This is a genomic window from Listeria immobilis (assembly GCF_014322845.1).
Lineage (GTDB): Bacteria > Bacillota > Bacilli > Lactobacillales > Listeriaceae > Listeria > Listeria immobilis.
On record NZ_JAASUA010000001.1, the window covers coordinates 53,497 to 77,814 of the forward strand.

The following is a 24,318-nucleotide window of genomic DNA, read 5'->3' on the forward strand; positions in this document are numbered from 1 at the left end:
TATGGCTACATCACTCGCATTAGTAATCGAAGGTAAAACATATATTCTTAATGAATTATTCGATTTAGAAGTAGGAGAGGTGAGCAGAGAACCGCCGCAAATAGTTAATAATTATACTGAATTCGCTGGCTCAGACGGTGCTAGAACGACAGACAGTAACTTTAACATGTTTCCTATCTCGATTTTATGCCATTTTAGAACAGAATCAGCAGACTTATATCACGTTAAACTAGATGAATTAATGGAACTTATTTATCATAGAAAAGAATACTTTTTAGTTCATTCTAAAACGCCTGGTAAAAAATATAGAGTACATCCGAGTGGCGTTGGTATTGACCGTAAAGCACCGGGATACGCAGATTTGACACTTGAATTCGATGTGTTTCGAGGTTATTCAGAATCACTAAGTTCTACGCTTAGCGATTCTGAAATTGATTGCGATAAATGGCAGTTCGGGCAAGGTCTAGCAATGGCGGATTATAGATATACTCACACTAAAAGTCGTTTCATCATCTATAATGGCGGTAGTTTTGACATAGACCCACGCGAACATTATTTAGCAATTACTTTGCGTGGTCAGAATGAAGGAGAATTAACAATTAATAATATCACGACAGGCGATAGATTTATCTATTATCCAGCGTTAAGTACAACAGACACATTAATTATTGATTGTGCTACACCTAAAATAAACGGAAATCCTTGCGGTCGCAAAACGAATCACGGTTTAATAAGTTTGAAAAAAGGAGAGAATCTTATCGAGATTAGCAATACTAGTCATTTAGATACGAAGTGGGATTTCTCTTTTTTGTATAAGTAGGTGAATATATGAATAGCGATATTATAGTTGCTGATTTTTGGAAGAATAACGAAGAAATATTAACAGATTTCGATAAAGATAGTTTTTGCGAAAGTTGGACAGAAAACGAGATGTGGAGTATTGATTTTAAGGTAGTGCAAACTCCCAAGAACACTCACTGCTATTCTTTTTTAGATTATGAAAGTTCTGTTTTTTTTGGAGGGCAAGAATTTGTCGTTAAACAATTAAGTCATGATGCTGTCGGAAAAACGCTATCGAAAGATATTAAAGCGCCTCACATTTATTATACATGTCAAGATGGGCGACAAGACGACACTATAACAGGTTCTTTTACTTTAGAACAGTGCTTAACTCATATCTTTAAATCTGATAGCAGGGGTTTTTCATGGGAGATAATAGACCCTGCCAATATACTAGAAAAAGTTCAACAAGAAAACTTTGGAAATAACAACTACTTAACACTTATTGATCAATTATTGGATGATTATGGAGTAGTCGTTATTCCAGATAACCGACACTTAGTATTTAAACCGCGTGAAAATTATGGAACTAAGACAGAAAATTTCATCAGATATAAATACAATACAGACGAAGCAAGTTTTGATATTGATACTCTTTCGTTAAAAACGAAAATTAAAGGATATGGAAAAGTTGATAGTAACGGAAATAACTATTTTTCTCCAGTCACATACACTAGCCCGGAAGCAGAAAAATGGGGCATTCGTTGGCAAGAACCCGTTTCTGATGAACGATACACTGTTGTAGGTAACATGCAACGGCGCCTTAAGCTCGAATTACAAGACTATCCAGCGACGACGGGAAGTGTGACATTGAAGAATGATTATGAGTGTGAAAAAGGTGATTATGTTCTATTTATTTATGAACCACTTAACATTGATTATGACGTACAAATAGTTGCATACAAAAAATACCCATTCACGTTGAAAGCGACAGAGATAACTTTATCTAATAACAAAAAATCGATTGTAGCAATAATGGCCCAGTTAGCAAAAGTATTGAAAGGAGCGAAATAGATGTTAAATCTTGAAAAATGGGGAAATACACTTTTTGATTCTAATAAGTATCAGCAGTTTAATGCTAATATGGAAAAATTAGAAAAAGATTCATTAGCAAAAGATGTAGATATAAATGCAACTAATAACAGAATTGATAATGTTGTTTTAGAAGCTAGCGGAAATAATATTACTGAAGTAGTAGATGCTAGAACTAGCAAAAACGGTCAAGTCTACAGCACTTTAAACTCGCGGCTAAATGGTGACTATTCAGCAATTGCAAATGATTTAGCTGAATCAAATGCGCTACTTCAAATAGTAAACGAAGAAAATAAAGTATTAAAAAGTAAACTAGATGAATTATACGGTAATTCTGCATCAAATATTGAGTACTATGTCAGTTCAACAAACGGAAATGATGTAACAGGAACAGGAGCTATTGATGCACCATTCAAGACGATTCAAAAAGCTGTAAATATGGTTCCGAAAGTAAAAGTAGGAGGCTTTATTTATATCTTTTGTGAGCCGGGTCAATATAACGAAGATGTAGTAGTACAGTCGTTCAGCGGCGCAGAATGTTTTTATATCCAGCCTACAAATTTAGCAACAATCGACCCAACAACTGGACAAACAGGTTTTTTTGTTAAAAGTATCTTGTTTTCTGGCATTATGTTTCAGTGTGTAGTACAAGGACTTAATTCAATGAGTACCGCAGTGAATAACAATTCTACGGTAATTCAGTTTGCAAGGTGCTGGTACGGCACAGTTACTAAATGCCGATTTGACACTAATTTGAAAGCTACAAATATTACAACTGTGCAATACAATCAATCTAGAGGTAACTGTTATAGCAACTATTTTAAAAATCAAAACATTATTATGTCCTCTGAATACATGGGACATGCTTTATTCGCATCAACAAACACATGCGAAGCAACTTCTAACGTTGGGCTAAAGGCTGCCAGTGGTGGTATTCTAGCTAAGTCTGGCACTCCAAACCTTAACGCTACTACTGCTGAAGTGAAGCAGGCAGGGGGGCAGATATTCTAATGACAAATCAAATTTTTAAATCAGCCATTCTTGATTTTTCTGTTAGTGCACAGAATGCTAAAGCTAATGTCCCTCAGATTTGCTTTAATACACAAGATACAGGAGGAACCGCAAAACTAATAGTGAAGGCAAAAAAAGATGATGCTAACTTGCCATTGTCTTCAGCGGCGCAAATAACACTCGCTATGAGAATGTCGGTTGGGAAAGAGTATGAAAGTACTTATGTTGTAAATCCAGTAATAACAAGGCGTGCAGATGGGGTATTTGAATACTCATTGACTGATGATCAAATATCCCACGATGGACAAACTAATGCAGAATTGTACGTTAAATACCAAAATCAATCAATGCAAATTCATCGCTTTAGTTTTATTATTGAAAAAGCGATGATTGATGATAATTTCTTGCCAGCGGTTACATATTACGTTGCCCGTTGGGATGATTACGAAAAAATATTTAACGAAAAAGTTGATATTCTTCAAAATGAAATTGATAATTTGCATGAACAAGCTACTGAATTAAAAATCACACTCGAAAGTCTCAATCCAGACCAATTCCCCAAGAAAGTAGATTTTGAAAATCATATAAACGACACAAATATTCATGTAACAACTACAGATAAAACAAATTGGAATTCAAAAGAAACTACTGCGGGAGCACAAGCAAAAGCTGCACAGTCTTTTTTAGATGCTAAAAATTATGTAGAAACAGTAAAAACGGTTTATGGGTCATGGGTAAATCTTTCTCTTGTTGCAGGCTTTGCAACGGGCGATAACAATACACCCCAATACAGAATAAAAAAAATATTTACTAAAGATGGTGAACGAACATTTACAGAGTTTAGAGGCGCTATAGCTGGCACGTTTATTAGTACGGCAAACAGCACAGTGGCAAATATTCCTGCGGGAACAAGACCTGCAGTCACTGAATATTTTGCTGTTAGTTCGAATAACGGAAACGGCGCACGTATAGCGATACCCGTTGACGGGAAAATGTTACAAGTATCATCAACGGATAATGCTAATCCTAGCTATATAAGCCTTTCTGGTATTAGCTATGAAGTCGGGAACTAGGAGGAGTGAACATGAACTATAAACAGTTTTACACATATGATGAAAATGGTGATTATCTCGAAACAATACTTGTGTTTGAAGATGAAAAAGGTTTAATCAATCAACCGAAAAATTCTACAAATATTGAACCTTCCATAATCGAAAACGGCATAGCAAGAGCAATGTATTATCCGCATTGGAATGGGGATGATTGGGACGAAGACAAGGCGAAATGGGAGTTGGAAAATCCAATCATACCAGCGGAAAAGACGGAAATAGAAAAATTAAGAGAGGAATTACTACTCACCCAAGAGGCTTTAGCCGCACTATTTGAAAGTAATTTAGGGTGAATAACATGGCATATATGATACCTATTTATGTGAATTTAGTGATGAATAATCGAAAAACTATTGAAGAAGTTCCTGCGAATTTGCGAGGGCAGGTAAAAGCAAAAGTGGATGAGTTAAAACAAGAACAACAACGAATGCAGTCAGAAGAAATAGAAGCCGAATAGGCTTATTTTTTTATGGGGGATGATGAAAATGTATGATGGTCTAGCAAAAGTATTTGATTATGCATTAGCAAAAGAAATGTTCTTCGCGGCGCTCTTTGTAGCGCTTTTTATAATCTTACTAATTATCACAAAAAGAATTTGGGATGATTCTAAAATTGTAAGAATAGAAATGAAAGAAGAACGCGACAAAATGGAGTTCGAGCGCCAGAAGCGAGATAAAGAATCAAAAGAAGAACGGGATAAGTTTATTAGCACGATGAACGAGCAACAACGCTTGATGGATAAGCAAAACGACATGATGGGACAACAACAACAGTCAATTGACAGTTTATCAAAATCAGTCGGAAAGTTAGCTCACAAAGTAGATTTACTGGAACACAAAATAACAAAGTAAAGGATGGATGATAGAAATGGAATTTGGAAAAGAGTTACTTGTATATATGACCTTCTTAGTAGTCGTAACACCTGTTTTTGTTCAGGCGATTAAGAAGACTGAGTTAATCCCGTCTAAATGGCTTCCGACAGTAAGTATTTTTATCGGCGCAATTCTGGGTGCATTAGCAACGTTTTTGGATGGCTCTGGATCGCTTGCAACGATGATTTGGGCAGGTGCTTTAGCAGGAGCTGGCGGCACTGGATTATTTGAACAATTTACTAATCGAAGCAAAAAATATGGAGAGGATGATAAGTAATGACAACACTAAAATATAATTATATTAATAAAAATAAATTTTCGCGTTCAGGTTTTAAGCTACTAAGAGTAAGTAAAATTGTTATGCACTATACTGCAAATCCTGGAGCTGGAGCAGACAATCACAGACGATATTTTAGAGATTTAAAAGGGCGTTACGCTTCTGCACATGTCTTTATTGATGATAAAGAAGCTATTTGTATTATCCCTTTGAATGAAGTTGCATACCACGCGAACGAGAAAGCTTGCAGGGTACAAGCGCTTAAAGCAACAGCGGGTTACTATTCTGGCGGAAATGCAAACCTAACAAGTATTGGTATTGAAATGTGCTTAGATAAAAACGGGAATATTACTGCAGCAACATTTAATCGTTCTGTTGATGTAGTTGCGGAGCTTTGCAAAACATATAATTTAACAGCTAGTGATATTATTCGACATTATGACGTCACTGGTAAAAATTGCCCTGCGCCTTGGGTTGCAAAGCCGAGCGAGTTAACACGTTTCAGAAATGCGGTTAATGCGAAACTAAAAGGTGCTGCTACCACAAGTAAACCACACACATCAGCAAGCAAAAACACATACTACACAGAAAACCCACGAAAAGTTAAAACACTAGTACAATGTGATCTATACAATTCAGTAGACTTTACAACAAAAAACAAAACGGGTGGCACATATCCGGTAGGCACTATCTTCACGATTACAGGAATGGCTAAAACAAAAGGCGGAACACCTCGCTTGAAAACGAAATCTGGTTACTATCTCACTGCTAACACGAAGTTTGTTAAAAAGATTTAGTTTAATGCCCTCGCGTTTGCGGGGGTTTTTTAAACTGCTACATTCATTTCAAAGAAGTGTTTTTAAGCAAGAATTAACTCATATTGTGTGACATAAACACAATATATAGAATGTGGAAGTTCAATTTCCTTGTACTTGCGTTGTTTCACTTTTTATTAAACTATATGTTGTGTATTATAGTGTCGAATGTAACACTATTTGTTTAGCTTTGTGCAAAGTTATTTACTTTGGTTGTGGGATTAGTTATGATGATAGAGAAGAAGGGCTCTGATGCTGTTTTTGCCTTGTCTTCTATCCATCGTAGCTATATAAAGTTATGTTGATATGGTAGTGTGGTAGCCATATTGCCCGACAGAGGCCTTATATCTGTTCACTAGTCCCGGCAGGTGACACCTTCCTGTCCATACCCTTACATAGACCCTGCTTTTTGCAGGGTTATTAATTTGGAGAGGGTGTATAAGCATTTGTTAGTAGAGGGTAAAGCTTTAAAATCTAATTTTTATCTGTGCTGCGAAACAAATCATATACATTTACTTAACATCTTAAATGATTATATTGATAATTTTCATAATAAAGATATAGTTATACATACAAACTATAAAAAATTAGAAGTCATAAAAATACATTTCCATAAAAACGATCTTCCTCATTTGCTAGGTTGGGATAAGTCATCTAGTTTAAATAGTGCAAAAAAAATATGTGATGCTATTTCGAAAGAGAAAATAACTCATAAATCAATTAAAAAACACCATCGCTATTCAGAGTCTAAAAAAAGAATGTTACAGTATAATTTTTTGCATGAGATTTTTTTTCATGGAGGAATTAACGCTTGTGTGATGACTATGGATATGAAGCCTAACAATATGAATCTAGATGTTGTTTTCTATGAAGAGAAAATTGAAGAGTTCGTCGTTTTAGGATTAAGAAAGAGAATAGATACAGGATTCTTTGTTTTAACTACTTTACATACTACAGGGAAAAGTAATTGTCCTTATAATTATAGAAGAAAAACGAGAATAAAATTTATAGAGTGGCAACCAAATCCCTAACCCACCAGTTAGGGCTTTTTTTATGCAAAAAAACACGCTAAACATAAGCTTAGCGTAATTGTTATATCAATTCGTTTTATCTAAAATCGGTTTAAAGTACTTTTCTTCTGCATCTTTACGCGCTTTTACAGCATCCTCTTTTTTTTCAAATCTACCTAAAAAATGTGCTTTTTTTTGAAAGGTGATAGAAGCTTCCCATTTATTTCTCGCTTCATTCCAACGCACACCCTTTATCCCACTTTTGTTTCTTGTTGATAGGCTTCTAGTTAAAGCTGATTTCATAGTGCCGTCGACTGCGTCTACTTCTAGTTTTCTTTTAAGTGCGTTTTTCTGTGCGGTTTCAGACCTTAAATTCTTATACGCATATTTACGACCAGTATCTTCGGATAAACATCCACAAGATCGAACATATCCGCGCTTCAAGTTGTGCGCTAATACTTCTTTTTCATTACCGCAAACGCAAACGCATTTCCACAACGCATTTCCATTTTCTGAACGAACAAACTCTTTAACTGTCAATCTTCCAAATTTCTTACCTGTTAAATCAATAATATGATTGTTCATCAGTATTCACCTCAAATTTTTTCTATAATCATAAAATCAGTAGAAGCATCCACATATGCCGTAAAGTATTTAGTAGCATTAACAGCGTCAGCGAGTTGCGTTATAGTATCATCAGACATTTCCAGCTTAATATCTTCACCATCTAGCAATTCAAGACTTATTTCATCTGTGTTATAGCCGTATTTTTCAAATACATTAATTAATTCTTGTATAATAGCATCATTATTTATTTCTTCTTCAATTTCGTAGAATTCGTCTAAGATTTCACCAGGTGTAAATCCGAAAACATCCGATATTAAACGCACATTTTTTGCAGACATTTGGTCGACAGTTTTTGAATCAGCACTTCTTATTGTTTGATGTGCAAGTCCAGTTGCATTTCCTAATTGATAAATTGTCCAATCTTTATTTTCTAAGTATTTTTTAATAAATCCAGCCATTTTATTTTTCCTCCTCTACGTATCTAAAAATAACAGTATAAAATCCCATTTCTTCATTATCGTCTTCGCGCTCTCCGTACACAACTTCTAACTTAGTCCCAGCTGGCAACAATACTTCTTTTTCTTCTTCGCAATCTTCTGCACCTAGCGCTACTACTTCTTCTTTATTGGTGTAATCAACGATGTGGCAAGGTGTTTCGTTTTCAATTTCAAAATTATATTCCACCGGGCAATCATTACAAACCGTAAAAGCGCCACCGTCCGTCCAACTTTCTTGCTTTTCTAATGTAATTACTTGACCTTCCTCAAAACCTAATTCCCAATTAGTTCTTATATTACGTCCAAGCCCTGAAATTTTAGCGTTGATGTCTTTAGCGATTTCATTTCTGTCTATTGTTTGCATTATGTATTCCTCCCGTTTCTTTACTATATTTATATTATAGCACGATATATTTGATTAGTCAATTATATTTGATTATATAAATAAAAAAACACCCCGAAAATTTTATTCGAGGTTGCTGTTATATTCAAAAATAAAAACGGGATGTCAAACAGCTAATAGTTGAATGAAATAATGAACGAAAATCGTTCATGTGATTATTATTACACATATTTTTATGCAACACAATACTTTTTAATGCTTGATTTTAAGAACGTTTGTTCGTATAATGTTAGCAAGAGGTGAAGAAGATGTATAATTTAATTGATGATATTTTAGAACATTCAATAGTTTTAGTAGATGCACTTAAGCGTAACTGGTCAATAGAAGTACTATTTTTAAAGAACAATCATCATATGCGATACAAGTATGTAGTTCCTGTTTATCTGGACCATGAAAGAAACATAGTTCAATTACAGCGCTTTGACGAACGAATAATTGACATTAATATAGAAGATATTGTTTTTTGTGAGGTTATGACGTGAGATTATATAGCTTTAATGATTTTAAATATATATGTTATGTGGAAGGGAAGAAGAAAGCTGTAGAAAAGTTGTTCGCGGAGTTGCTTGAAGTAAAAAAGTTAAAAGCTTTTTGTAGAAAAGTAGACAAGAAAGATATAGATTTAAAAACTATTTATCAAGAGTATTTAAATAATTATGACTCCGGTAATAATCGAGCCTAGTTTATACTATATTAATAAACTAATGTTAAAAAGTTCAAATAAAGTACAAATTTTTCTAGATTTTATTTTATTTAAAAATCATTAAATTTGATTTAAATTATAATATCTTGATTTTGCCGTCTTATCTTCATTTAATAATCTTTTTATTTGATTTAAATTGATTTAAAAAAAGGCGACATTGCCCTCTCAGGACGTTAAAAAGTAATTTAAAGAGATCTCTAAAACATTGAAAGCCCATGATATTTAAGGGTAGATGAATGTTTTAGAGATTTTTTAATAGCTTATAATCCCCGTTTTATTTCGTTGTTTTTGTGGCATTTGTGGCAAAATTTGTGGTATTTTCATCTGTTTTTAGTGCTCCTTATGGAACGGATATAGAATGGTTATATGAAGAAAATGTGCATATAGGATTTTATGATTTAGTCACTGAAAAAGAAACAATACTAAACCAGTAATAATTGTTATAAAAAGAACCCCTCCAAAGTTGCACTGACATGGAAAAGTGAGAATTGAAAAACCTTCTAATAATAGGGGTCATAAATATGAATAACGAGGTGTGAAAAATGAGAATTATAGATATATTTGATGCAGTAAGAGAAGGAAGCTATGAAGGTTTTTTATCATTTTTTGATAAGAATAATGTTAATATGTATAGTAAAAGTTTAGATTTAACTTTATTAGGAATGTCAGTAGCAAATTGTAAGAGTCCAGAAGGTAAGTTAAGAATTATCAAAACATTATTAGCAAATAATGCAGATGTGAATGTAACGACACGTAAAGAAGGACGGAATCCACTCCATTTATTATATTTTTGTAATTGGCGTCCAGATACAAATTATATGTTGGAAGCATCCGCTTTATTAGTGCAGGCAGGCGTTGATGTAAATCATAAAGATAAATACGGAGCGATCCCATTGAAATATGTCATTACATTAAATAAATTTCCAACCGAAGAAATACAGCCACTACTCAAGTATTTATTAAAAGTGAAGTCAGATTACAACCATAAGGATAATTTTGGGAAATCTTGTTTAGATTATGCGAGAGAATATAGTTGGCGGAATGGATTTATTGATATTGTAAAGGAGTTTGAAGATGAAAATAAATAATAGTGAATATGGTGGATTTGTTGTTTCTAATAATATTATAAGCGGACAACCAGTTCATTTTAGTTATCGAGAAAAAAGTGCTATCCCACAACTGAATGGTTGGACATTATATTCTATTATTGATAATCAAGAATATGTAAGTGAGGCGAGTAACTTTAAAATTTTAAATGCAGAATCATTATTTCGGATTGTTCCTGTTATGGCTGAAATTTTTAGCGCTCCTTATGGAACAGATATAGAATGGTTATATGAAGAAAATGTGCATATAGGATTTTATGATTTAGTTACCGAAAAAACAACAACGATAGAAACAATATTAAACCAGTAATAATTGTTATAAAAGTAACCCCCACAAAATTTTGTGGGGTTTTTCATACAGAAATAAATATCATTTTATATAAAAAAAGACGAAAAAAAGTTAGAAAATCGCTTATATTGTGAAAAATAATTAATTTGTTTGAAAAGTAAGCGATTTCAATGTAATAGTAGAACTACTAACCAAGAAAGGAGCTAACGATGAAATACTGATAAAACAAACGTTATACAGGAGATTAAAGTATTAAAAATAGCGGTTAAATTTAGATAGAGGAATTGAGTTTTATGAAGAAATATAACATGGAGTGCTGCGATGGCAATAATATAGTTGTAATCCAGAATAAAATATTTGAAGGAGTATAACAAATTATGGGACAGATTTTTACTACATGGTATATGTTTATTTATTTACTCATTATTATAGGGGTGTTTGAATCAATATTTGCTTTGGTATTAGAACAATATAAATTTACTTTAGCAGGAAAAGCTTTAATAGGACTAACATTTTTTTCTCTAGTAGTTCTATTTGTATACGAACTGAATTACTTCTACATGGTAGATGAAATAGGATTAATATCTCAAGGCATAGGAGCATTTGAAGTGCTTTTATTAACTCATCCATATATATTCTTGATACTTGCAATACTCTTAGGTGGAGAGAAAAGACCAGTACGAAAATCAAAAAAATTTAATAGTTAATAATACTTTGAAAAACACAGAATATCTTTTTGAGATATAATTTGGTTATAATGAAAAGAGAAAAATATAGGACTTGAAAGATAGAGAGCAGAAACGAAAATTGTTTAAGTAGATTTTTGTTTCTGGTTTTTGTTAGATTTGATAAATAACTATTGAGCTAAATAAAGAAGCTATAATTTAGTTGATAAGGATTATTCAAATGGATAAAGACATAGAAGTTATAAAGTTTGTAGGATGATAATTTTAACCCGCTGATTGGCGGGTTTTTTTATGCATAGAATGGAAGTTGAATTATAATTTTTCTCTCAGATAGCACCTCATAAATATACATACATATACATTATTTATTTTCCTTTTTTATTAAAAATAATAGTTAAATTGCCGTATTTAATATGAAAATGGGCATAAATATGATTCAGAAATGAACTTTTTGTGACAATCTAATATAGCTGTGCATAAATTGTAAGTAATGACTCAAATGAAGAATATTTAGAGTGGGAAAATCCATTTCATAGACAAGCGAAAATAAAAACTTTCTTAAATTAGCCATCTTTTTAATCAAATAAAATAAGAATATCTTGCTTCTTTACATTTTGGGTTATACATAAAGCTAGGATGTTACAATTTTTTTGAAAACAATATCGAGTTTACCTGCTCTTTATTATTTTAAAAAAAGGAGGCAACTAAGAAATGCTAAAAAGGAAATTTGTGTTTATTTTGTTCGCTGTTTTTTCTATGTGTGCAGTGCTGTTAAATCCAGTGGAAGGGGAGGCCTATATTCTAAACGGTCAAAAAGCAACTAATCCTAAATTTATTAGTTATTTTAATAATTCATCTATTGTAAAACAAAAAATGGAGGGCTATATGAATTATGCAACAAAATGGAACTATTCTGGCAGCCCGGTGAAATTAGTGAAATGTTCAGGTCCATTCGGAGTTATTATTACCAATTCGTATAGTAGTGAAAGTAATGGAACCTATGCTACGACGTATTACAAGACTAAAAGAAGTTCAAGTATTGTCTATTATGCTGCATTTAAAAAAGCTAGTGATGCAAATAAAAAAGAAACAGTAGTCCATGAAGTAGGGCATGCAATTGGATTATCACATACTCAAGCTAAAAATAATTCAATTTCCGTTATGCGAAAAACGAAATTTAATGGAAAAGCATATCCTTTATCAGATGATAAAAAAGGTATAAATGTAAAATATTAAATAGAAAGAGTGGATGATGTTTATGATGAAGAAAAAAATAACTATTATTAGTATAATCGCCGTTTTTTTACTAAGTGTAGGGGGGTATATCACTTATCAAAAAATGAAACCATCTACCGTTTCTGCTAAACCTAAGGAAATTTCAGTAGAAGCTAAAATTGATGGTTATTCTACAGAAGAAGAGTTGACAAACGCTAGTGATCTGATTGTTATCGGTAAACTTGATAAACAAGGTGATTCCGAAGTGAAACGTAGCGAAGAAGGAGATATTTTAAATGTGTATAGAATGTCTGATTTCAGAGTATCGCAAGTAATTAAAGATGCAACCACGCAAAATATAGTAGAAGATTCCATTATCCCAATTTATGAAAATGAAGGTTATGATAAAAAAACCAATACTACTTATCATGTAGCTGGCTATGAAAAAATGGAAATCAATGAAACTTATATGCTATTTTTATCCTATGAAGTAGAGAACAAATATTATATTCCATTAGGCGTTAATTTTGGAAAAATGAATATTGATAGTGAGAAAGAAACGGAATTGTTTGGTGAAAGTGGTGAAACAGAAAAAGAAATTAATGATGTACAAGCCGATGCATTAGATGAATATAAAGAGGAAATAAACGAAGAAAATAACTAAAAAATAAGCGTTGATGGGAGAACTTCAAAAGGCTCCTATCGACGCTTATTAAAATTTAATCTTTAAGCCCTAAACCATCGAATATTTGCTCTTGATATTTTTCAATCCGAGAAATCCGTGTTTTAGATTGCTTTGGAGCTGCAAAAAATAACAAGTATGCTCTTTGACGTCCAGGTGTGAGTGCTTCAAAAGCTTCTTTAAAGGCAGGCAATTCATCAAATCTTGCTTGAAGTTCTTCAGGAATAGGAAATGTTCTATCTTGTTTCACTTCCACTTTTAATCCAGCTGCCTCCACTTCAATTGCATTTTGAATGTAACTTTTTAAAGTATCCTTCATATCTAAAATTTGTTGAAGGTTGGTAAATCTGATTTGTCTGGCTGCTTGTACATTTTCAGTTTGTTGAATTAAAATATTATCGGGATCGCGTAGAAGAGCTCCTTTCATAAATAAAAGAGCGCAATACTCGTTAAAACCATGAATAAGAAAGATATTACCACCATTTAAAGCATAGCAAGGTTTGCCCCATTTAAACTCTTCTGTTAGTTCAAATTCAATTGCAATTGCTCGTAACGCTTTAAATTCAGCTTGCCAATTACTTGGTTTGTTAAGTAATGAATCTACTTTTGGATTTAATTCAGTTTTTGCCATCTAAGAATTACCTCGTTTCTGTTGATTATCATGTTAAAAATTATTTTTTGGTATGTGTTAGTTTACCTTAATAAGAACCCCTCGTGCAAATTTGCTGAGAAGAAAGTGGCTAATATTAAGATAAATTAAATTGCCATCCAGTACCAAAACGATCAGTAACCTGCCCATATTTATCTGACCAAAAAGTTTTGGCAAGCGGCATAGTGACCGTACCGCCTTCAGCAAGTTGGTTAAATTGCTTGGTTAGTCGCATTTCGTCAGTTGTGTCAATCACTAAGGTAATATTATCACCAAAAGTGAGTGGCATCGATTTGGGAATATCCGAAAACATTACTTTTACACCATCAATGAGCAAACTAGCATTCATAACTAAATCTTTTAATTCGTCATCAATAGGTTCGTTTTCTGGATGAACTTCACCGTATGTCTTTAAATCCATGCATTTAGTCCCAAAAACCTCTTCATAAAACGTAATAGCCTCTTTGGATTGTGTCCTGAAAGTTAAATAAACATTTAAAACCATTGGAACTCCTCCTCGATTTATATTCGTTTAAGTAAGAATTATTTAAGTGCTTTTATTATAGCAGATACGATTGAAAAGAGGAAAAGTTAAGATAATCATTTACTTGACTTGGAGTTACTTCAGGGTGATAGACTATAAATAAGCTATATTTTGGAGGGAATTGTATGAAAAAAACATTATATTTAATGCGTCATGGACAAACATTATTTAATGAACGAAAAAAAATTCAAGGCTTTTGTGATGCCCCGCTGACAGAACTTGGAATCAAACAAGCCAAAATAGCGGGAAGCTACTTTCAAGAAAATAATATTCAGTTTGATAAAGCCTATAGTTCCACATCAGAAAGAGCTTCAGACACTTTAGAATTAGTCACAAAAATGGATTACATAAGATTAAAAGGGTTAAAAGAGTGGAATTTTGGAACATTTGAAGGAGAAAGTGAAGATTTAAATCCAGCACTGCCATACGGGGACTTTTTTGCAGCATATGGCGGGGAACGAGAAAAAGACTTTCAAAATCGAATAGTTACGACGATAGAGAGTATTATGAGTCAAGGGGAGCATGAAGTGATTTTTGCTGTTTCTCATGGAGCGGCATGTGCGCAATTTGCTCGTTACTGGGAGAACACAAGTAAGATTGGCAAAATAAGTGGGTTAAAAAACGGGTGTATTTTAAAATTCGAATATGAAAATGGCGCATTTAGTCTTGTTAACTTTATCAATCATGATTTTGAGAACGCAACACATATCGAGGCAGTTAAAACAGTCACAACTTAAAAAATAGCCTCTTATTAGAAATTGGTTCTAATAAGAGGCTATTTTTATTGAAATAAATTCTTTATCTTATCCAAAAAACCACCAGTTAGTTCATTTGCAGTATCTTGCAAGTTTTCTGTGAGACCACCTGCTTGATCTTGCAAGGTCTCTGTAATATTGGTAGCTTTATCTTGTAGATTTTCGGTTACATTAGTTGCTTGCTCGCCGAGTTCAGAAGCTTTAGTAGTTGCATCTTCTGTCAGTTGTCCTAAATTTTCCAGTGGCAATGACTCCGTTACTTTATTCTTTAAATCCTCTAAATTCATCATTTTCCTCCTTATTTTGGGGGCTTATAGTTCATTTTAGAGGAAAAAAGCAAGAAGTTCAAACAATTTGTATTATCCTTGATGTCTAAATATGATATGATGGGATGAGGAAATGAGGACTGACATGAATAAGTTAAAGTTAAGTGAAGAAATTAAACGAGCAATTAATGAGCTAGGATATAAAGAAGCGACCCCTGTTCAAAAAGAAGTAATCCCTGTAGCATTAACAGGTAAAGACATTGTCGCAAAATCACAAACCGGAAGCGGAAAAACAGCTGCATTTGCAATTCCACTTTCTGACCAAGTTATTTGGGAAGAAAATAAACCTCAAGCTTTAATTATTGTGCCGACAAGAGAGCTTGCCATGCAAGTAAAAACAGAATGTACTAATATTGGTAGATTTAAACGAATTAAAGCAGCCGCAATTTATGGACAATCACCATTTGCTAAACAAAAACTAGAATTAAGTCAAAAAAATCATATTGTAGTTGGAACACCAGGACGATTATTAGATCATATTGAAAAAGGATCACTTAAAGTTGATAAGGTGACACATTTAGTACTAGATGAAGTAGATGAAATGCTTAGTATGGGCTTTATAGATCAAGTAGAGGATATTCTTCAATTTTTACCTAGCAAACGCCAAAATCTATTTTTCTCCGCTACATTACCAGAAGAAATGCAAGCGTTAATTGAACGTTATCAAGTCAATCCCACTGTTATTGAAATTGCTTCCGAAAAAGCAAATCTGATTATCCATATGGAAATGCAAACTGACAATAAAGAAAAAACACTTCAAGACGTTTTAATTACTGAAAATCCGGATAGCGCCATTATTTTTTGTAATACCAAAAATCAAGTAGATGAACTAAGTGACTTACTTCAAGTAAATACAGCTAAAATCCATGGGGGTTTACGACAAGAGGACCGTTTTCGTGCACTGAATGATTTTAAAAGCGGTAAATCGCGCTTTTTAATTGCCACAGATGTAGCAGGTCGAGGCATTGATGTGGAAAATGTGACGCTAGTAATTAACTATGATTTACCAATCGAAAAAGAAAATTATGTGCACCGAATTGGTCGTACTGGTCGCGCAGGAAATAGTGGCAAAGCAATCAGTTTTGTCAAAACAAACGAAAATCCCTTGCTTAGAGATATTGAATCTATGTTAAATATCACGATTGAAAAGAAACGCAAGCCAACCGTTATCGAAGTAAAAGCAAGTGAAGAAGCATTCCGCAAAAAACAACAAAAACGTCCAACCATCAAAAAAGCTCGTGGCGAAAAATTAAATAAAAATATCATGAAACTTTATTTTAATGGTGGGAAAAAGAAAAAAATTCGGGCGGTAGATTTTGTAGGTACCATTTCCAAGTTGGATGGAATCACATCAGAAGATATTGGAATTATAACTATAGAAGATCAAGTTTCATTTGTAGAAATTCTCAACGGAAAAGGTCCTGCTGTGCTTGAAATGATGCGCTCACGTAAAGTAAAGGGCAGGAGGCTAAAAGTGAATGAGGCAAGAAAACGATAATTTAATGAAAAGAAGGTTGCTGGCATGGAAAGACCTAGAAATGATCTTATTTTTATGGTGTTAAATATCGTTAAAAATCCAGCCTATAATATAAAATCATTAACCATTAATTTCTTGGAAAATGACATCGTTGGAGATGCTACTCGAAATGAGCTTCTCTACTGCACCTATTGGTTGGAATTTCACGGTTTTATCCAGCGTGATAAGAATAACCTTCAACAAAAGTATTATAGCATTACCAAACAAGGAGACTTTTTACTGCAAAAAATAAAAAATGAATCTTCATAGTTTGTTCATAATCTATTCATATTTATTCGGTATATTAAAAGTAACCTTTTTTTCAAAATCATATCTCACCTGACAGCATCCGTCTCCCTACTAAAAGCGGATGCTGTTATTTTTATGCTATAATGATAGAAAAATGAAAATGCAGGTGAAATGATGTACCGATATACGCTTTGTTTTATAAAGCGAGGGGATGAAATATTATTACTTAATAGACAAAAATCTCCTTGGATGGGAAGTTGGAATGGCGTGGGAGGAAAGATAGAGCAAGAAGAAACATTACTACAGTCGATTAAACGAGAAATTACCGAAGAAACGGGTATACCTTCATCCGATTATCAAATTCGTGATATTGGGGTAATGAAATGGTTTGCAGATGATACAAATCTTGGAGGAATGCATTTATTTATCGCGAATCTTCCAGATGATTATTTGTATACTACTCCAAAAGCTACAGAAGAAGGAATTCTAGATTTTAAAAAAATAGATTGGATTTTAAATCCTGAAAATACGGGAATTGTGAATAATCTTCCATACATAATTCAACATACTCCAGTAGAAACTAAACAAATAGAAATCACAACTAATTATCAAGGACACACCTTATTACAAATTAATCATAAAACCTTATAAATAAGCATTGCGCCATATCAGAAGCGCAATGCTTTTTTTTCTTATGAAGTTGTAAAATAATTAGTTTGCCATCTGCTAAGTAAATTTTGGGCATCATAGGCTGATAAATTTTTATGTCCAATAATTTGTTCTTTTGCAATTTCTAGACTTTCAAAGTAGTCGACAAGTTGTTGGGAGGGGTTGTTGATCGAAACATCCGTTAAATGAATGGATTGTTTGGCCTCTATTTCCAAATTTCGTGTTCCTATAATATATCCGGCAGCAGTAATTAACAATAATTTATTCGTATTCATACTTTTTCACTCCTTTGTAATCGTTCTTCGCTTTTAACAGCCTTATTATTTCTAGATAAATACATATAAATAAAGATACAAGCAAAGGCAATAGCCCCAGCGATAATATAAATGCCTTGAAAAGATAAAACATGATGAATTTCTCCCAAAATATATGGACCAATTCCTAAACCTAAATCAAGCCCAATAAAATAAGTAGAAAGCCCAATTCCAATTCGATGTGGTTCACAAACTTTTAAACAAACTGCTTGTCCATTAGACATAAAAGTACCATAACCGAGTCCAATCAACCCGCCAGAAATTAATAAAACTAAACTAGAAGAACTCATACTAAGAACAACTAAACCAACTGCTAAAAATAGGTAACTAGGATACATTACATATTTTTCCCCTTTAGCATCAAAAATTTTTCCAGACATGGGTCTTGTGAAAGTAATGACTAATGCATAAACTACAAAGAAAAAAGTACCAGCGCTAACTAAATTAATTTCTTTTGCATAAGAAGCTAAGAAAGTAAGCACACTTGAATAAGAAATCCCCATTAAAAAGGCAATGAAAGTTATAGGAATCACTTTGTACTCGATAAAACTTTTTACAGTCCAAGTTTGTAAAGCTTTCTTATGTTCTGATGTTAATTCGATATTTTTAATTGGAAGGGAAAAACATAAAATAGTTGTTAAAAAGACAATAACTGTAGAAAAAATAATAATAGTATAAAAACTAGTGTTGCTTAATAAAATCATCCCAATAAACGGTCCAATAGCAGCGGCTAAGCTTGTACTAAGACCATAATAATTAATTCCTTCCCCATTTCTAGAATTCGGAATATAAGCTGTTACAATCGCGTTGGTGGCAGTCGATGTTGTTCCGTACGCAAAGCCATTTAAAAAACGAATAAAGAACATTACCCCAATAGTCGGCATATATATGTAAGCCATCGTAGTTATTAAGAAAAAAATAATCCCATATCTTAAGACTTGTTTTCGCCCAAACAACTCTAGCTTTTTCCCCATATATAATCGTGCCAATAATGTGCCAATAATATAGATGCCAGAAGCAAAGCCTGCCTCAGCAAGTGATGCATTTAATTCTTCCTGGGCAATCACAGCGATAATAACCATTAGTAAATAATATACAAGATACACAACGAAATTAATCAAGGTAATCAGTATAAAACCCTTATTAAATAGTTTTTCTTTCATAAATAAAATCCCTCTCTACTTGTAATTTGCTATTTATCTTAGCAACAAGCCATATTATAGGTGATTTTATTGTAATGTACTTTTTAATTTGTTAAATCTTTCTGATATAGACAAATATATATAACATATGTTGAAAAAAATGGTAATATTATTTTGTATGATTAGTAGGGCGTTTGGAGAAAAAGACGAAAAGGAGGGGGAGAAATGGATCATGACATTCTAAACAACTATGTTAGCTCCAATGACTTCCAAGTGATTACTAGGAAAAAACGAAAATATTTAACATATGAAGGCCTTGAAGATTCCTACGTTTACATATTAAAAAAAGGCATTATTAAAACCAGCATTATTTCAAGAGATGGTCGGGAATTTAATTTAGGATATATCAATAAAATGGACATTGTTTCCCTATTAAAAGATGAATATTCCCAGTTTGCTAATGCACCATTTAATATTCGGGTTGAATCAGATAGCGCGGAGCTTTACCAAGTGGATAGAGTTCGGTTTTGGCGTGATGTCAATCAGGATAAAGATTTGCAGTTTTATGTAAAAGATTATTACCGGACAAGATTATTACAATCTATAAAAAAAATGCAACAAATGTTGATGAATGGAAAATTAGGCGCAATTTGCACTCAATTATATGAGTTATATACTTTATTTGGTGTTGAAATAGCAGAAAATCAATTTTTGATAGACTTTTTAGTTAGTAACGAAGAAATTGGTCATTTTTGCGGGATAAATTCAGCTAGCAGCGTTAATCGTATTTTTCAGCAATTAAAAGCAGAAGGGGTTATTACAATGAAAAATCGCTATATTATTATAAAAAAAATTGAAGTTATCCAAGAAAACGTCATTTTTTAAAAGAAGGTATTAGAAAAGCACTACAAATTGCTTGCAGTGCTTTTCTAGCCCTTTTTTTTCGTATAGCGGATTTTTAATGTAACTATTCCGATGATTATTAATAAAAAGCCAACCATCAAATTCTCCCAGTCACTAAAATCCCAGAAAATCGAAATGCCGATATTTGATAGCCCTAAAAAAACAAAAACCAAGCCAACAACAAGTAAAAAACAATACGCCGGTTTAGATATTTTCATAAGGACGCCTCACTTAATTAGAATAATTTCTTCATCATTGTATCATAAGTTTTGCTAAACGACATTATTCACTAGTAATTTGTTTTGTAAATCCTTCGCCAACCACACTTTGTACATCGTTTATTATAAAGAAAGCTTTTTCATCATATTTATTAACGATTTTTGTAAGGGGGAGAAGTTGATCGCGACTAATTACAATATAAAGAATTTTTTTATCTTGACGCATATAAAAACCTTGGCCATTGAATAATGTAATTCCGCGTTCTAAGTTTGCATCAATTTCTGCTGCAATATCTTCATAATGGTCAGAAATAATTGTAACAGATTTCTTTGGATTATAGCCTTCTAAAATGAAATCAAGTACTTTTGTTGAGATATAGAGGGAAACCACTGTAAATAACATGTTTTCAAAACCAATAACAAATACAGAAGGAATAACGACAATTAAATCAAAGAAAAGTAATGCATAACTTGTATTCCAACCAAGATATTTATTAGCAATTTTCGCTAAAATAGCACTCCCAGCAGTTGTTCCACCACCGTTCATAATAAGTCCCATACCAAGTCCCATCATAATCCCAGCAAAAATTGCAGCTACGATTGTCTGATTTGCAACAAAGGCAAGGGGTTCCGAAAAATGTAGAAATAGTGAGGTAAAGCTGATGGCAACAATTGTCCAAACGATTGTCATGCGGTCCAAAAATTTATAACCAATAATAAGTAAAATACCATTAAATATTAGCGTTGTTATAGCTGGTGTCCAATCGAATAAGTAATAAAGCATCATCGTTAGTCCCGTAACCCCGCCTTCACCAAGATTATTCGGAATCGCAAAGACATTGACTGCAAGCGAGAAAATCAGTGCTCCCACGATAATTTTTGCAATGTTCCAACCTGTTTTCTTTTTCATTTACATTTCTCCTTTCCACACAAAAAAAGACCCAAGAATACCACCAAATAGGCACTCTGGAGTCTTTTTATAAAAAAAGCATTAACTGACATCCCTGTCATTAATTGTCTCACCATAAAAAATTGCTATTCATTTCAACACAATTTAAAATATAACATAAAAAATAACGACCTTCAAGCAGTTTGAAGAAAAAAAGTTAGCCAAATATAGCTAAAAATGGCATTAAATTAAGTAAAAATAAACCTATTAGAACGCTAATAACGATTTTAATGACTAGTGGTTTTTCGCTTGCTGCTTTTTTCATTTTGTTTCCCCCCTTAACTCACGCTTACTTTGCCCAGTGCACAAATTCATTTTTAAGTGGCATATAAGTGGTAGTTTTTTTCTTATAAATTTGATAAGCAAATAAAAATCCTAAAAATGCTGGAACGATAATTGCGATAATAGTTAAAATAACTTTAGTCAAAAAAATTACCTCCTTTTATTCAAACACTTGAACAAAACTGTCTACTCATAGTGTACCAAATTTCACGTGATTTTGGTAATAAAGTGAGTTAATGAATTTCGGTTACAATTAATAATAAATGTGCTACAATTACGTTGGGTGAGTTAATTTGAATAAGAAAAATAAATTTTTTGATATTTATCTAGAACTAGAACAAGATATTACATCTGGTGTATACCCAGCAGGAACATTACTACCTAGTGAAAATGTTCTAGCCAAGCGCTTTTCGGTATCTCGTGAAACGATTAGAAAAGCATTGGTTTTATTACTCGAAAATGGGTGCATTCAGAAACTTCAAGGAAAAGGGTCTGTTGTACTTGATCGTGAGCGTTATTCATTTCCAGTTTCTGGTCTCACAAGTTTTAAAGAATTACAAAAATCAGAGCATATGAATGCCACCACAAAAGTCATAAAAAACAAGCAAACAACTTTGCCAAGTCAGATAGCTGATTTTGCTGGCCTTCCTAAGGATACTAAATGTCTGGAGATTCTTAGAGTTAGATATTTAGAAGAAGAGGCGACCATATTAGACTATGATTATTTACTAGGTGGAGAAACTGAGCCAATTGCAACTAACATTTTAGAAGATTCGTTATACCAGTATTTAGAGAATGAAAAGGGCTATGAAATCAGTTATGCGCAAAAAGAGATTACAGTGGAACCATTGAATGCGAATGATAAAAAATATTTAGCTTTGCATGGTGATACGCATGTTGTAGTTGTGAAAAGCACGGTGTTTTTAAAAGATACAACACTATTTCAATATACAGAATCACGGCACCGAATGGACAAGTTTCGCTTTATTGATTTTGCACGTAGACGATAAAAAACCGAGAAAATCTCTCGGTTTTTTTATTAAAGCAATGTTAATGTTTCATAAGGAGAAAGTTCCATTATTGGAGTGATTTCTGTTCGGTGATAGTTTGAAAGTAAAATCTGAGCGTTTAAAAATTCGTTCGGGATAACTATGGTTTTTTTACTTGTTCCAAAGTAGTGAATGGAAAGTAATGTAGCTCCATCAGTTGATCGCGTGTAAGCAATAATATTCTCTTCATTTGTAAACGCTGGTGTATAATCGCCAGTTTGAATAACAGAGTGTTTTTTACGCAAAGCAATTAATTTTTGATAGAAATAAAAGATACTTGCTTTATTAATTAGTGCTTCCTTAACGTTTATTTTTTTTGCATTATCAGCTACTTTTAGCCAAGGAATTCCAGTAGTAAAACCAGCATTTTTAGTGGTATCCCATTGCATAGGTGTTCGACTATTATCTCTCGAGCGCTCCTTAATAATGGACATTACTTCTGTTTCACTAAATCCTTGTTCTCGCAGAATATCAAAATGGTTTAGCGTTTCAATATCTACATATTCATCTATAGTAGCAAATTTCGGATTCATCATCCCGATTTCCTCTCCCATATAAATAAAAGGAGTTCCCCTCATAAAGTGAATAGTCGCTGCAAGTAGGGTAGCCGAATGATAGCTATATTTAGGATCATCCGAAACAAAACGTCCAAGCGCTCTCGGTTGATCATGATTATTCCAAAATAGTGCATCCCAACCATTTTCTTTAGACATGGCGACTTGCCAAGTATGGAAAATCGCTTTTAAACTTGTAAAATCAACTTCAGCTAAACGCCATTTTTCACCATTCGGGTAATCCACTTTTAGATGATGGAAATGAAAGACCATGGATAGTTCTTTTTCTGCTGGATTACTGTAACGAACACAATTATCAATATCGGTGGATGACATTTCACCAACTGTAATAATCGGTTTTTCGCCAAAAGTAGCTTGATTTAATTCTTTTAAATAATTATGAATACCTGGTCCATCAGTATAGAAACGACGTCCATCACCTTCAAAATCATCCTCTAAAAATTTAGGTTTTGCAATAACATTAAGCACATCTAATCGAAAACCTTCGACACCTTTATCTATCCAAAAATTAACTACATCATATAATGCTTTTCGTACATTTGGATTAGCCCAATTTAAATCTGCTTGTGTGACATCATATAAGTGCAAGTAATAGTCTGTCGTATCAGGCAATTTTTCCCATGCACTGCCTCCAAATTTAGATTCCCAGTTTGTAGGAGGGGAGCCATTTAACTTACCTTGACGGAAAAAATAAAAATCTCGATAATAAGGATCCCCATCTAGTGCTTTTTGAAACCAAATATGTTCTGTTGACGTATGATTTAGTACTAAATCTATCATAATGCCAATATTTCTTTTTTTAGCTTCAGAAATTAATGTTGTGATATCATTCATTGAACCAAACAGTGGATCAACTGCAGTATAGTCTGCTATATCATAACCATTATCATTTTGAGGAGAGGGGTAGAAAGGATTAATCCAAATCATTTCTATCCCCAATTGTTGTAAATAATCAAGTTTTGCTGTAATACCTGGAATATCACCAATCCCATCGCCATCAGTATCGTAGAAAGATTTCGGATATACTTGATAAATTGTTTTTTGAGAAAAATTTTTCATAAAGA

At 33.0% G+C, this 24,318-nt stretch carries 36 protein-coding genes; 24 read left to right on the forward strand and 12 right to left on the reverse strand.

Features of this window, described 5'->3' with window-relative positions; translation table 11 throughout:
- The first annotated feature begins 1 nt into the window (after position 1).
- From HCJ45_RS00400 to HCJ45_RS00450, 10 genes are all read left to right on the forward strand, one after another.
- On the forward strand, positions 2-820 hold the full coding sequence (locus tag HCJ45_RS00400) for a phage tail family protein (RefSeq protein WP_187123690.1): 819 nt from the start codon (positions 2-4) through the stop codon (positions 818-820).
- Positions 821-828: 8 nt separating this feature from the next.
- Positions 829-1,854 (forward strand): phage tail protein, encoded by a 1,026-nt coding sequence (locus tag HCJ45_RS00405; RefSeq protein WP_187123691.1) that lies wholly within the window; start codon positions 829-831, stop codon positions 1,852-1,854.
- Positions 1,855-2,883, forward strand: a complete 1,029-nt coding sequence (locus HCJ45_RS00410) for a hypothetical protein (RefSeq protein ID WP_187123692.1) — start codon at positions 1,855-1,857, stop codon at positions 2,881-2,883.
- The gene (locus HCJ45_RS00415; RefSeq protein ID WP_187123693.1) at positions 2,883-3,956 is read left to right on the forward strand and encodes a BppU family phage baseplate upper protein; all 1,074 of its coding nucleotides are present in this window, start codon (positions 2,883-2,885) and stop codon (positions 3,954-3,956) included. The genes HCJ45_RS00410 and HCJ45_RS00415 overlap by 1 nt, the downstream gene beginning before the upstream one ends.
- Positions 3,957-3,967: 11 nt before the next feature.
- Complete coding sequence (locus HCJ45_RS00420; protein ID WP_185419624.1) at positions 3,968-4,285, forward strand: hypothetical protein; 318 nt, start codon at positions 3,968-3,970, stop codon at positions 4,283-4,285.
- A 5-nt stretch (positions 4,286-4,290) separates the two neighbouring features.
- Positions 4,291-4,449, forward strand: coding sequence for a CD1375 family protein (locus tag HCJ45_RS00425; RefSeq protein WP_185419625.1), 159 nt, complete (start codon positions 4,291-4,293; stop codon positions 4,447-4,449).
- A gap of 28 nt (positions 4,450-4,477) precedes the next feature.
- On the forward strand, positions 4,478-4,843 hold the full coding sequence (locus HCJ45_RS00430; RefSeq protein WP_119722547.1) for a Gp23 family protein: 366 nt from the start codon (positions 4,478-4,480) through the stop codon (positions 4,841-4,843).
- Between the two features lie 16 nt (positions 4,844-4,859).
- Entirely contained in the window at positions 4,860-5,141 is a 282-nt protein-coding gene (locus HCJ45_RS00435; protein WP_031643043.1) for a holin, read from the forward strand.
- On the forward strand, positions 5,141-5,938 hold the full coding sequence (locus HCJ45_RS00440; protein WP_246456411.1) for a DUF5776 domain-containing protein: 798 nt from the start codon (positions 5,141-5,143) through the stop codon (positions 5,936-5,938). Before HCJ45_RS00435 ends, HCJ45_RS00440 begins: the two co-directional genes overlap by 1 nt.
- A gap of 464 nt (positions 5,939-6,402) precedes the next feature.
- The gene (locus HCJ45_RS00450; protein WP_246456413.1) at positions 6,403-6,987 is read left to right on the forward strand and encodes a PBECR4 domain-containing protein; all 585 of its coding nucleotides are present in this window, start codon (positions 6,403-6,405) and stop codon (positions 6,985-6,987) included.
- Positions 6,988-7,053: 66 nt separating this feature from the next.
- Here the strand turns inward: HCJ45_RS00450 and HCJ45_RS00455 are convergent, their stop codons facing one another.
- The 3 genes from HCJ45_RS00455 to HCJ45_RS00465 are packed head-to-tail and all read right to left on the reverse strand — an operon-like array spanning position 7,054 to position 8,394.
- Positions 7,054-7,551, reverse strand: a complete 498-nt coding sequence (locus tag HCJ45_RS00455) for an AP2 domain-containing protein (RefSeq protein ID WP_176902761.1) — start codon at positions 7,549-7,551, stop codon at positions 7,054-7,056.
- Positions 7,552-7,562: 11 nt separating this feature from the next.
- Positions 7,563-7,991 carry a helix-turn-helix domain-containing protein gene (locus tag HCJ45_RS00460; protein WP_069015712.1) on the reverse strand — a complete coding sequence of 143 codons (429 nt, stop codon included), beginning with the start codon at positions 7,989-7,991 and terminating at the stop codon, positions 7,563-7,565.
- A 1-nt stretch (position 7,992) separates the two neighbouring features.
- On the reverse strand, positions 7,993-8,394 hold the full coding sequence (locus HCJ45_RS00465; RefSeq protein ID WP_176902760.1) for a hypothetical protein: 402 nt from the start codon (positions 8,392-8,394) through the stop codon (positions 7,993-7,995).
- A gap of 287 nt (positions 8,395-8,681) precedes the next feature.
- On the opposite strand from HCJ45_RS00465, the gene HCJ45_RS00470 reads away from it, so the two are divergent.
- From HCJ45_RS00470 to HCJ45_RS00495, 8 genes are all read left to right on the forward strand, one after another.
- On the forward strand, positions 8,682-8,915 hold the full coding sequence (locus HCJ45_RS00470) for a hypothetical protein (RefSeq protein WP_046376635.1): 234 nt from the start codon (positions 8,682-8,684) through the stop codon (positions 8,913-8,915).
- The gene (locus HCJ45_RS14900; protein WP_069027513.1) at positions 8,912-9,115 is read left to right on the forward strand and encodes a hypothetical protein; all 204 of its coding nucleotides are present in this window, start codon (positions 8,912-8,914) and stop codon (positions 9,113-9,115) included. The genes HCJ45_RS00470 and HCJ45_RS14900 overlap by 4 nt, the downstream gene beginning before the upstream one ends.
- A gap of 320 nt (positions 9,116-9,435) precedes the next feature.
- Positions 9,436-9,570 (forward strand): hypothetical protein, encoded by a 135-nt coding sequence (locus HCJ45_RS14905; RefSeq protein WP_425489864.1) that lies wholly within the window; start codon positions 9,436-9,438, stop codon positions 9,568-9,570.
- A 108-nt stretch (positions 9,571-9,678) separates the two neighbouring features.
- On the forward strand, positions 9,679-10,224 hold the full coding sequence (locus HCJ45_RS00475; RefSeq protein ID WP_187123694.1) for an ankyrin repeat domain-containing protein: 546 nt from the start codon (positions 9,679-9,681) through the stop codon (positions 10,222-10,224).
- Positions 10,211-10,552: an immunity protein Imm33 domain-containing protein gene (locus HCJ45_RS00480; RefSeq protein WP_187123695.1), complete on the forward strand. Its 342-nt coding sequence runs from the start codon at positions 10,211-10,213 to the stop codon at positions 10,550-10,552. Before HCJ45_RS00475 ends, HCJ45_RS00480 begins: the two co-directional genes overlap by 14 nt.
- A 356-nt stretch (positions 10,553-10,908) precedes the next feature.
- On the forward strand, positions 10,909-11,238 hold the full coding sequence (locus HCJ45_RS00485; protein ID WP_187123696.1) for a hypothetical protein: 330 nt from the start codon (positions 10,909-10,911) through the stop codon (positions 11,236-11,238).
- 690 nt (positions 11,239-11,928) lie between these two features.
- Positions 11,929-12,453, forward strand: a complete 525-nt coding sequence (locus HCJ45_RS00490; RefSeq protein WP_185349518.1) for a matrixin family metalloprotease — start codon at positions 11,929-11,931, stop codon at positions 12,451-12,453.
- A 22-nt stretch (positions 12,454-12,475) separates the two neighbouring features.
- Positions 12,476-13,096: a hypothetical protein gene (locus tag HCJ45_RS00495; protein ID WP_187123697.1), complete on the forward strand. Its 621-nt coding sequence runs from the start codon at positions 12,476-12,478 to the stop codon at positions 13,094-13,096.
- 55 nt (positions 13,097-13,151) lie between these two features.
- On the opposite strand, the gene HCJ45_RS00500 is transcribed toward HCJ45_RS00495, so the two are convergent.
- The gene (locus HCJ45_RS00500) at positions 13,152-13,745 is read right to left on the reverse strand and encodes a YdeI/OmpD-associated family protein (RefSeq protein WP_187123698.1); all 594 of its coding nucleotides are present in this window, start codon (positions 13,743-13,745) and stop codon (positions 13,152-13,154) included.
- 115 nt (positions 13,746-13,860) lie between these two features.
- Positions 13,861-14,268 carry a VOC family protein gene (locus tag HCJ45_RS00505; protein WP_185349524.1) on the reverse strand — a complete coding sequence of 136 codons (408 nt, stop codon included), beginning with the start codon at positions 14,266-14,268 and terminating at the stop codon, positions 13,861-13,863.
- 164 nt (positions 14,269-14,432) lie between these two features.
- On the opposite strand from HCJ45_RS00505, the gene HCJ45_RS00510 reads away from it, so the two are divergent.
- Positions 14,433-15,044, forward strand: a complete 612-nt coding sequence (locus HCJ45_RS00510) for a histidine phosphatase family protein (protein ID WP_187123699.1) — start codon at positions 14,433-14,435, stop codon at positions 15,042-15,044.
- Between the two features lie 44 nt (positions 15,045-15,088).
- Here the strand turns inward: HCJ45_RS00510 and HCJ45_RS00515 are convergent, their stop codons facing one another.
- Positions 15,089-15,349 (reverse strand): hypothetical protein, encoded by a 261-nt coding sequence (locus tag HCJ45_RS00515; RefSeq protein WP_187123700.1) that lies wholly within the window; start codon positions 15,347-15,349, stop codon positions 15,089-15,091.
- A gap of 124 nt (positions 15,350-15,473) precedes the next feature.
- Between HCJ45_RS00515 and HCJ45_RS00520 the strand changes: the two genes are divergently transcribed.
- The 3 genes from HCJ45_RS00520 to HCJ45_RS00530 all read left to right on the forward strand — a co-directional run bounded on the left by HCJ45_RS00520 (position 15,474) and on the right by HCJ45_RS00530 (position 17,804).
- Complete coding sequence (locus tag HCJ45_RS00520) at positions 15,474-16,886, forward strand: DEAD/DEAH box helicase (RefSeq protein WP_187123701.1); 1,413 nt, start codon at positions 15,474-15,476, stop codon at positions 16,884-16,886.
- Positions 16,887-16,910: 24 nt separating this feature from the next.
- Positions 16,911-17,174 carry a DUF3116 family protein gene (locus HCJ45_RS00525; protein WP_187123702.1) on the forward strand — a complete coding sequence of 88 codons (264 nt, stop codon included), beginning with the start codon at positions 16,911-16,913 and terminating at the stop codon, positions 17,172-17,174.
- A 153-nt stretch (positions 17,175-17,327) separates the two neighbouring features.
- A complete protein-coding gene (locus HCJ45_RS00530; RefSeq protein WP_187123949.1) occupies positions 17,328-17,804 on the forward strand; it encodes an NUDIX hydrolase in 477 nt (158 codons plus the stop codon).
- Positions 17,805-17,845: 41 nt separating this feature from the next.
- Here the strand turns inward: HCJ45_RS00530 and HCJ45_RS00535 are convergent, their stop codons facing one another.
- The gene (locus HCJ45_RS00535) at positions 17,846-18,097 is read right to left on the reverse strand and encodes a hypothetical protein (protein WP_187123703.1); all 252 of its coding nucleotides are present in this window, start codon (positions 18,095-18,097) and stop codon (positions 17,846-17,848) included.
- Positions 18,094-19,299, reverse strand: a complete 1,206-nt coding sequence (locus HCJ45_RS00540) for an MFS transporter (protein WP_187123704.1) — start codon at positions 19,297-19,299, stop codon at positions 18,094-18,096. The genes HCJ45_RS00535 and HCJ45_RS00540 overlap by 4 nt, the downstream gene beginning before the upstream one ends.
- A gap of 204 nt (positions 19,300-19,503) precedes the next feature.
- Here HCJ45_RS00540 and HCJ45_RS00545 point away from each other — a divergent pair, with 204 nt between their 5' ends.
- Positions 19,504-20,163, forward strand: a complete 660-nt coding sequence (locus tag HCJ45_RS00545; RefSeq protein ID WP_187123705.1) for a Crp/Fnr family transcriptional regulator — start codon at positions 19,504-19,506, stop codon at positions 20,161-20,163.
- A 44-nt stretch (positions 20,164-20,207) separates the two neighbouring features.
- Here the strand turns inward: HCJ45_RS00545 and HCJ45_RS00550 are convergent, their stop codons facing one another.
- The 3 genes from HCJ45_RS00550 to HCJ45_RS00560 all read right to left on the reverse strand — a co-directional run bounded on the left by HCJ45_RS00550 (position 20,208) and on the right by HCJ45_RS00560 (position 21,775).
- Complete coding sequence (locus HCJ45_RS00550; RefSeq protein ID WP_185349619.1) at positions 20,208-20,399, reverse strand: hypothetical protein; 192 nt, start codon at positions 20,397-20,399, stop codon at positions 20,208-20,210.
- Positions 20,400-20,463: 64 nt separating this feature from the next.
- A complete protein-coding gene (locus HCJ45_RS00555; protein WP_185349617.1) occupies positions 20,464-21,309 on the reverse strand; it encodes a YitT family protein in 846 nt (281 codons plus the stop codon).
- Between the two features lie 328 nt (positions 21,310-21,637).
- The gene (locus HCJ45_RS00560) at positions 21,638-21,775 is read right to left on the reverse strand and encodes a hypothetical protein (RefSeq protein WP_185349514.1); all 138 of its coding nucleotides are present in this window, start codon (positions 21,773-21,775) and stop codon (positions 21,638-21,640) included.
- Between the two features lie 148 nt (positions 21,776-21,923).
- Between HCJ45_RS00560 and treR the strand changes: the two genes are divergently transcribed.
- Positions 21,924-22,640, forward strand: a complete 717-nt coding sequence (gene treR / locus HCJ45_RS00565) for a trehalose operon repressor (RefSeq protein ID WP_185349512.1) — start codon at positions 21,924-21,926, stop codon at positions 22,638-22,640.
- A 29-nt stretch (positions 22,641-22,669) separates the two neighbouring features.
- Here treR and treC read toward each other — a convergent pair whose 3' ends face one another.
- A complete protein-coding gene (gene treC, locus HCJ45_RS00570) occupies positions 22,670-24,313 on the reverse strand; it encodes an alpha,alpha-phosphotrehalase (protein WP_187123706.1) in 1,644 nt (547 codons plus the stop codon).
- Between the last annotated feature and the right edge of the window lie 5 nt (positions 24,314-24,318).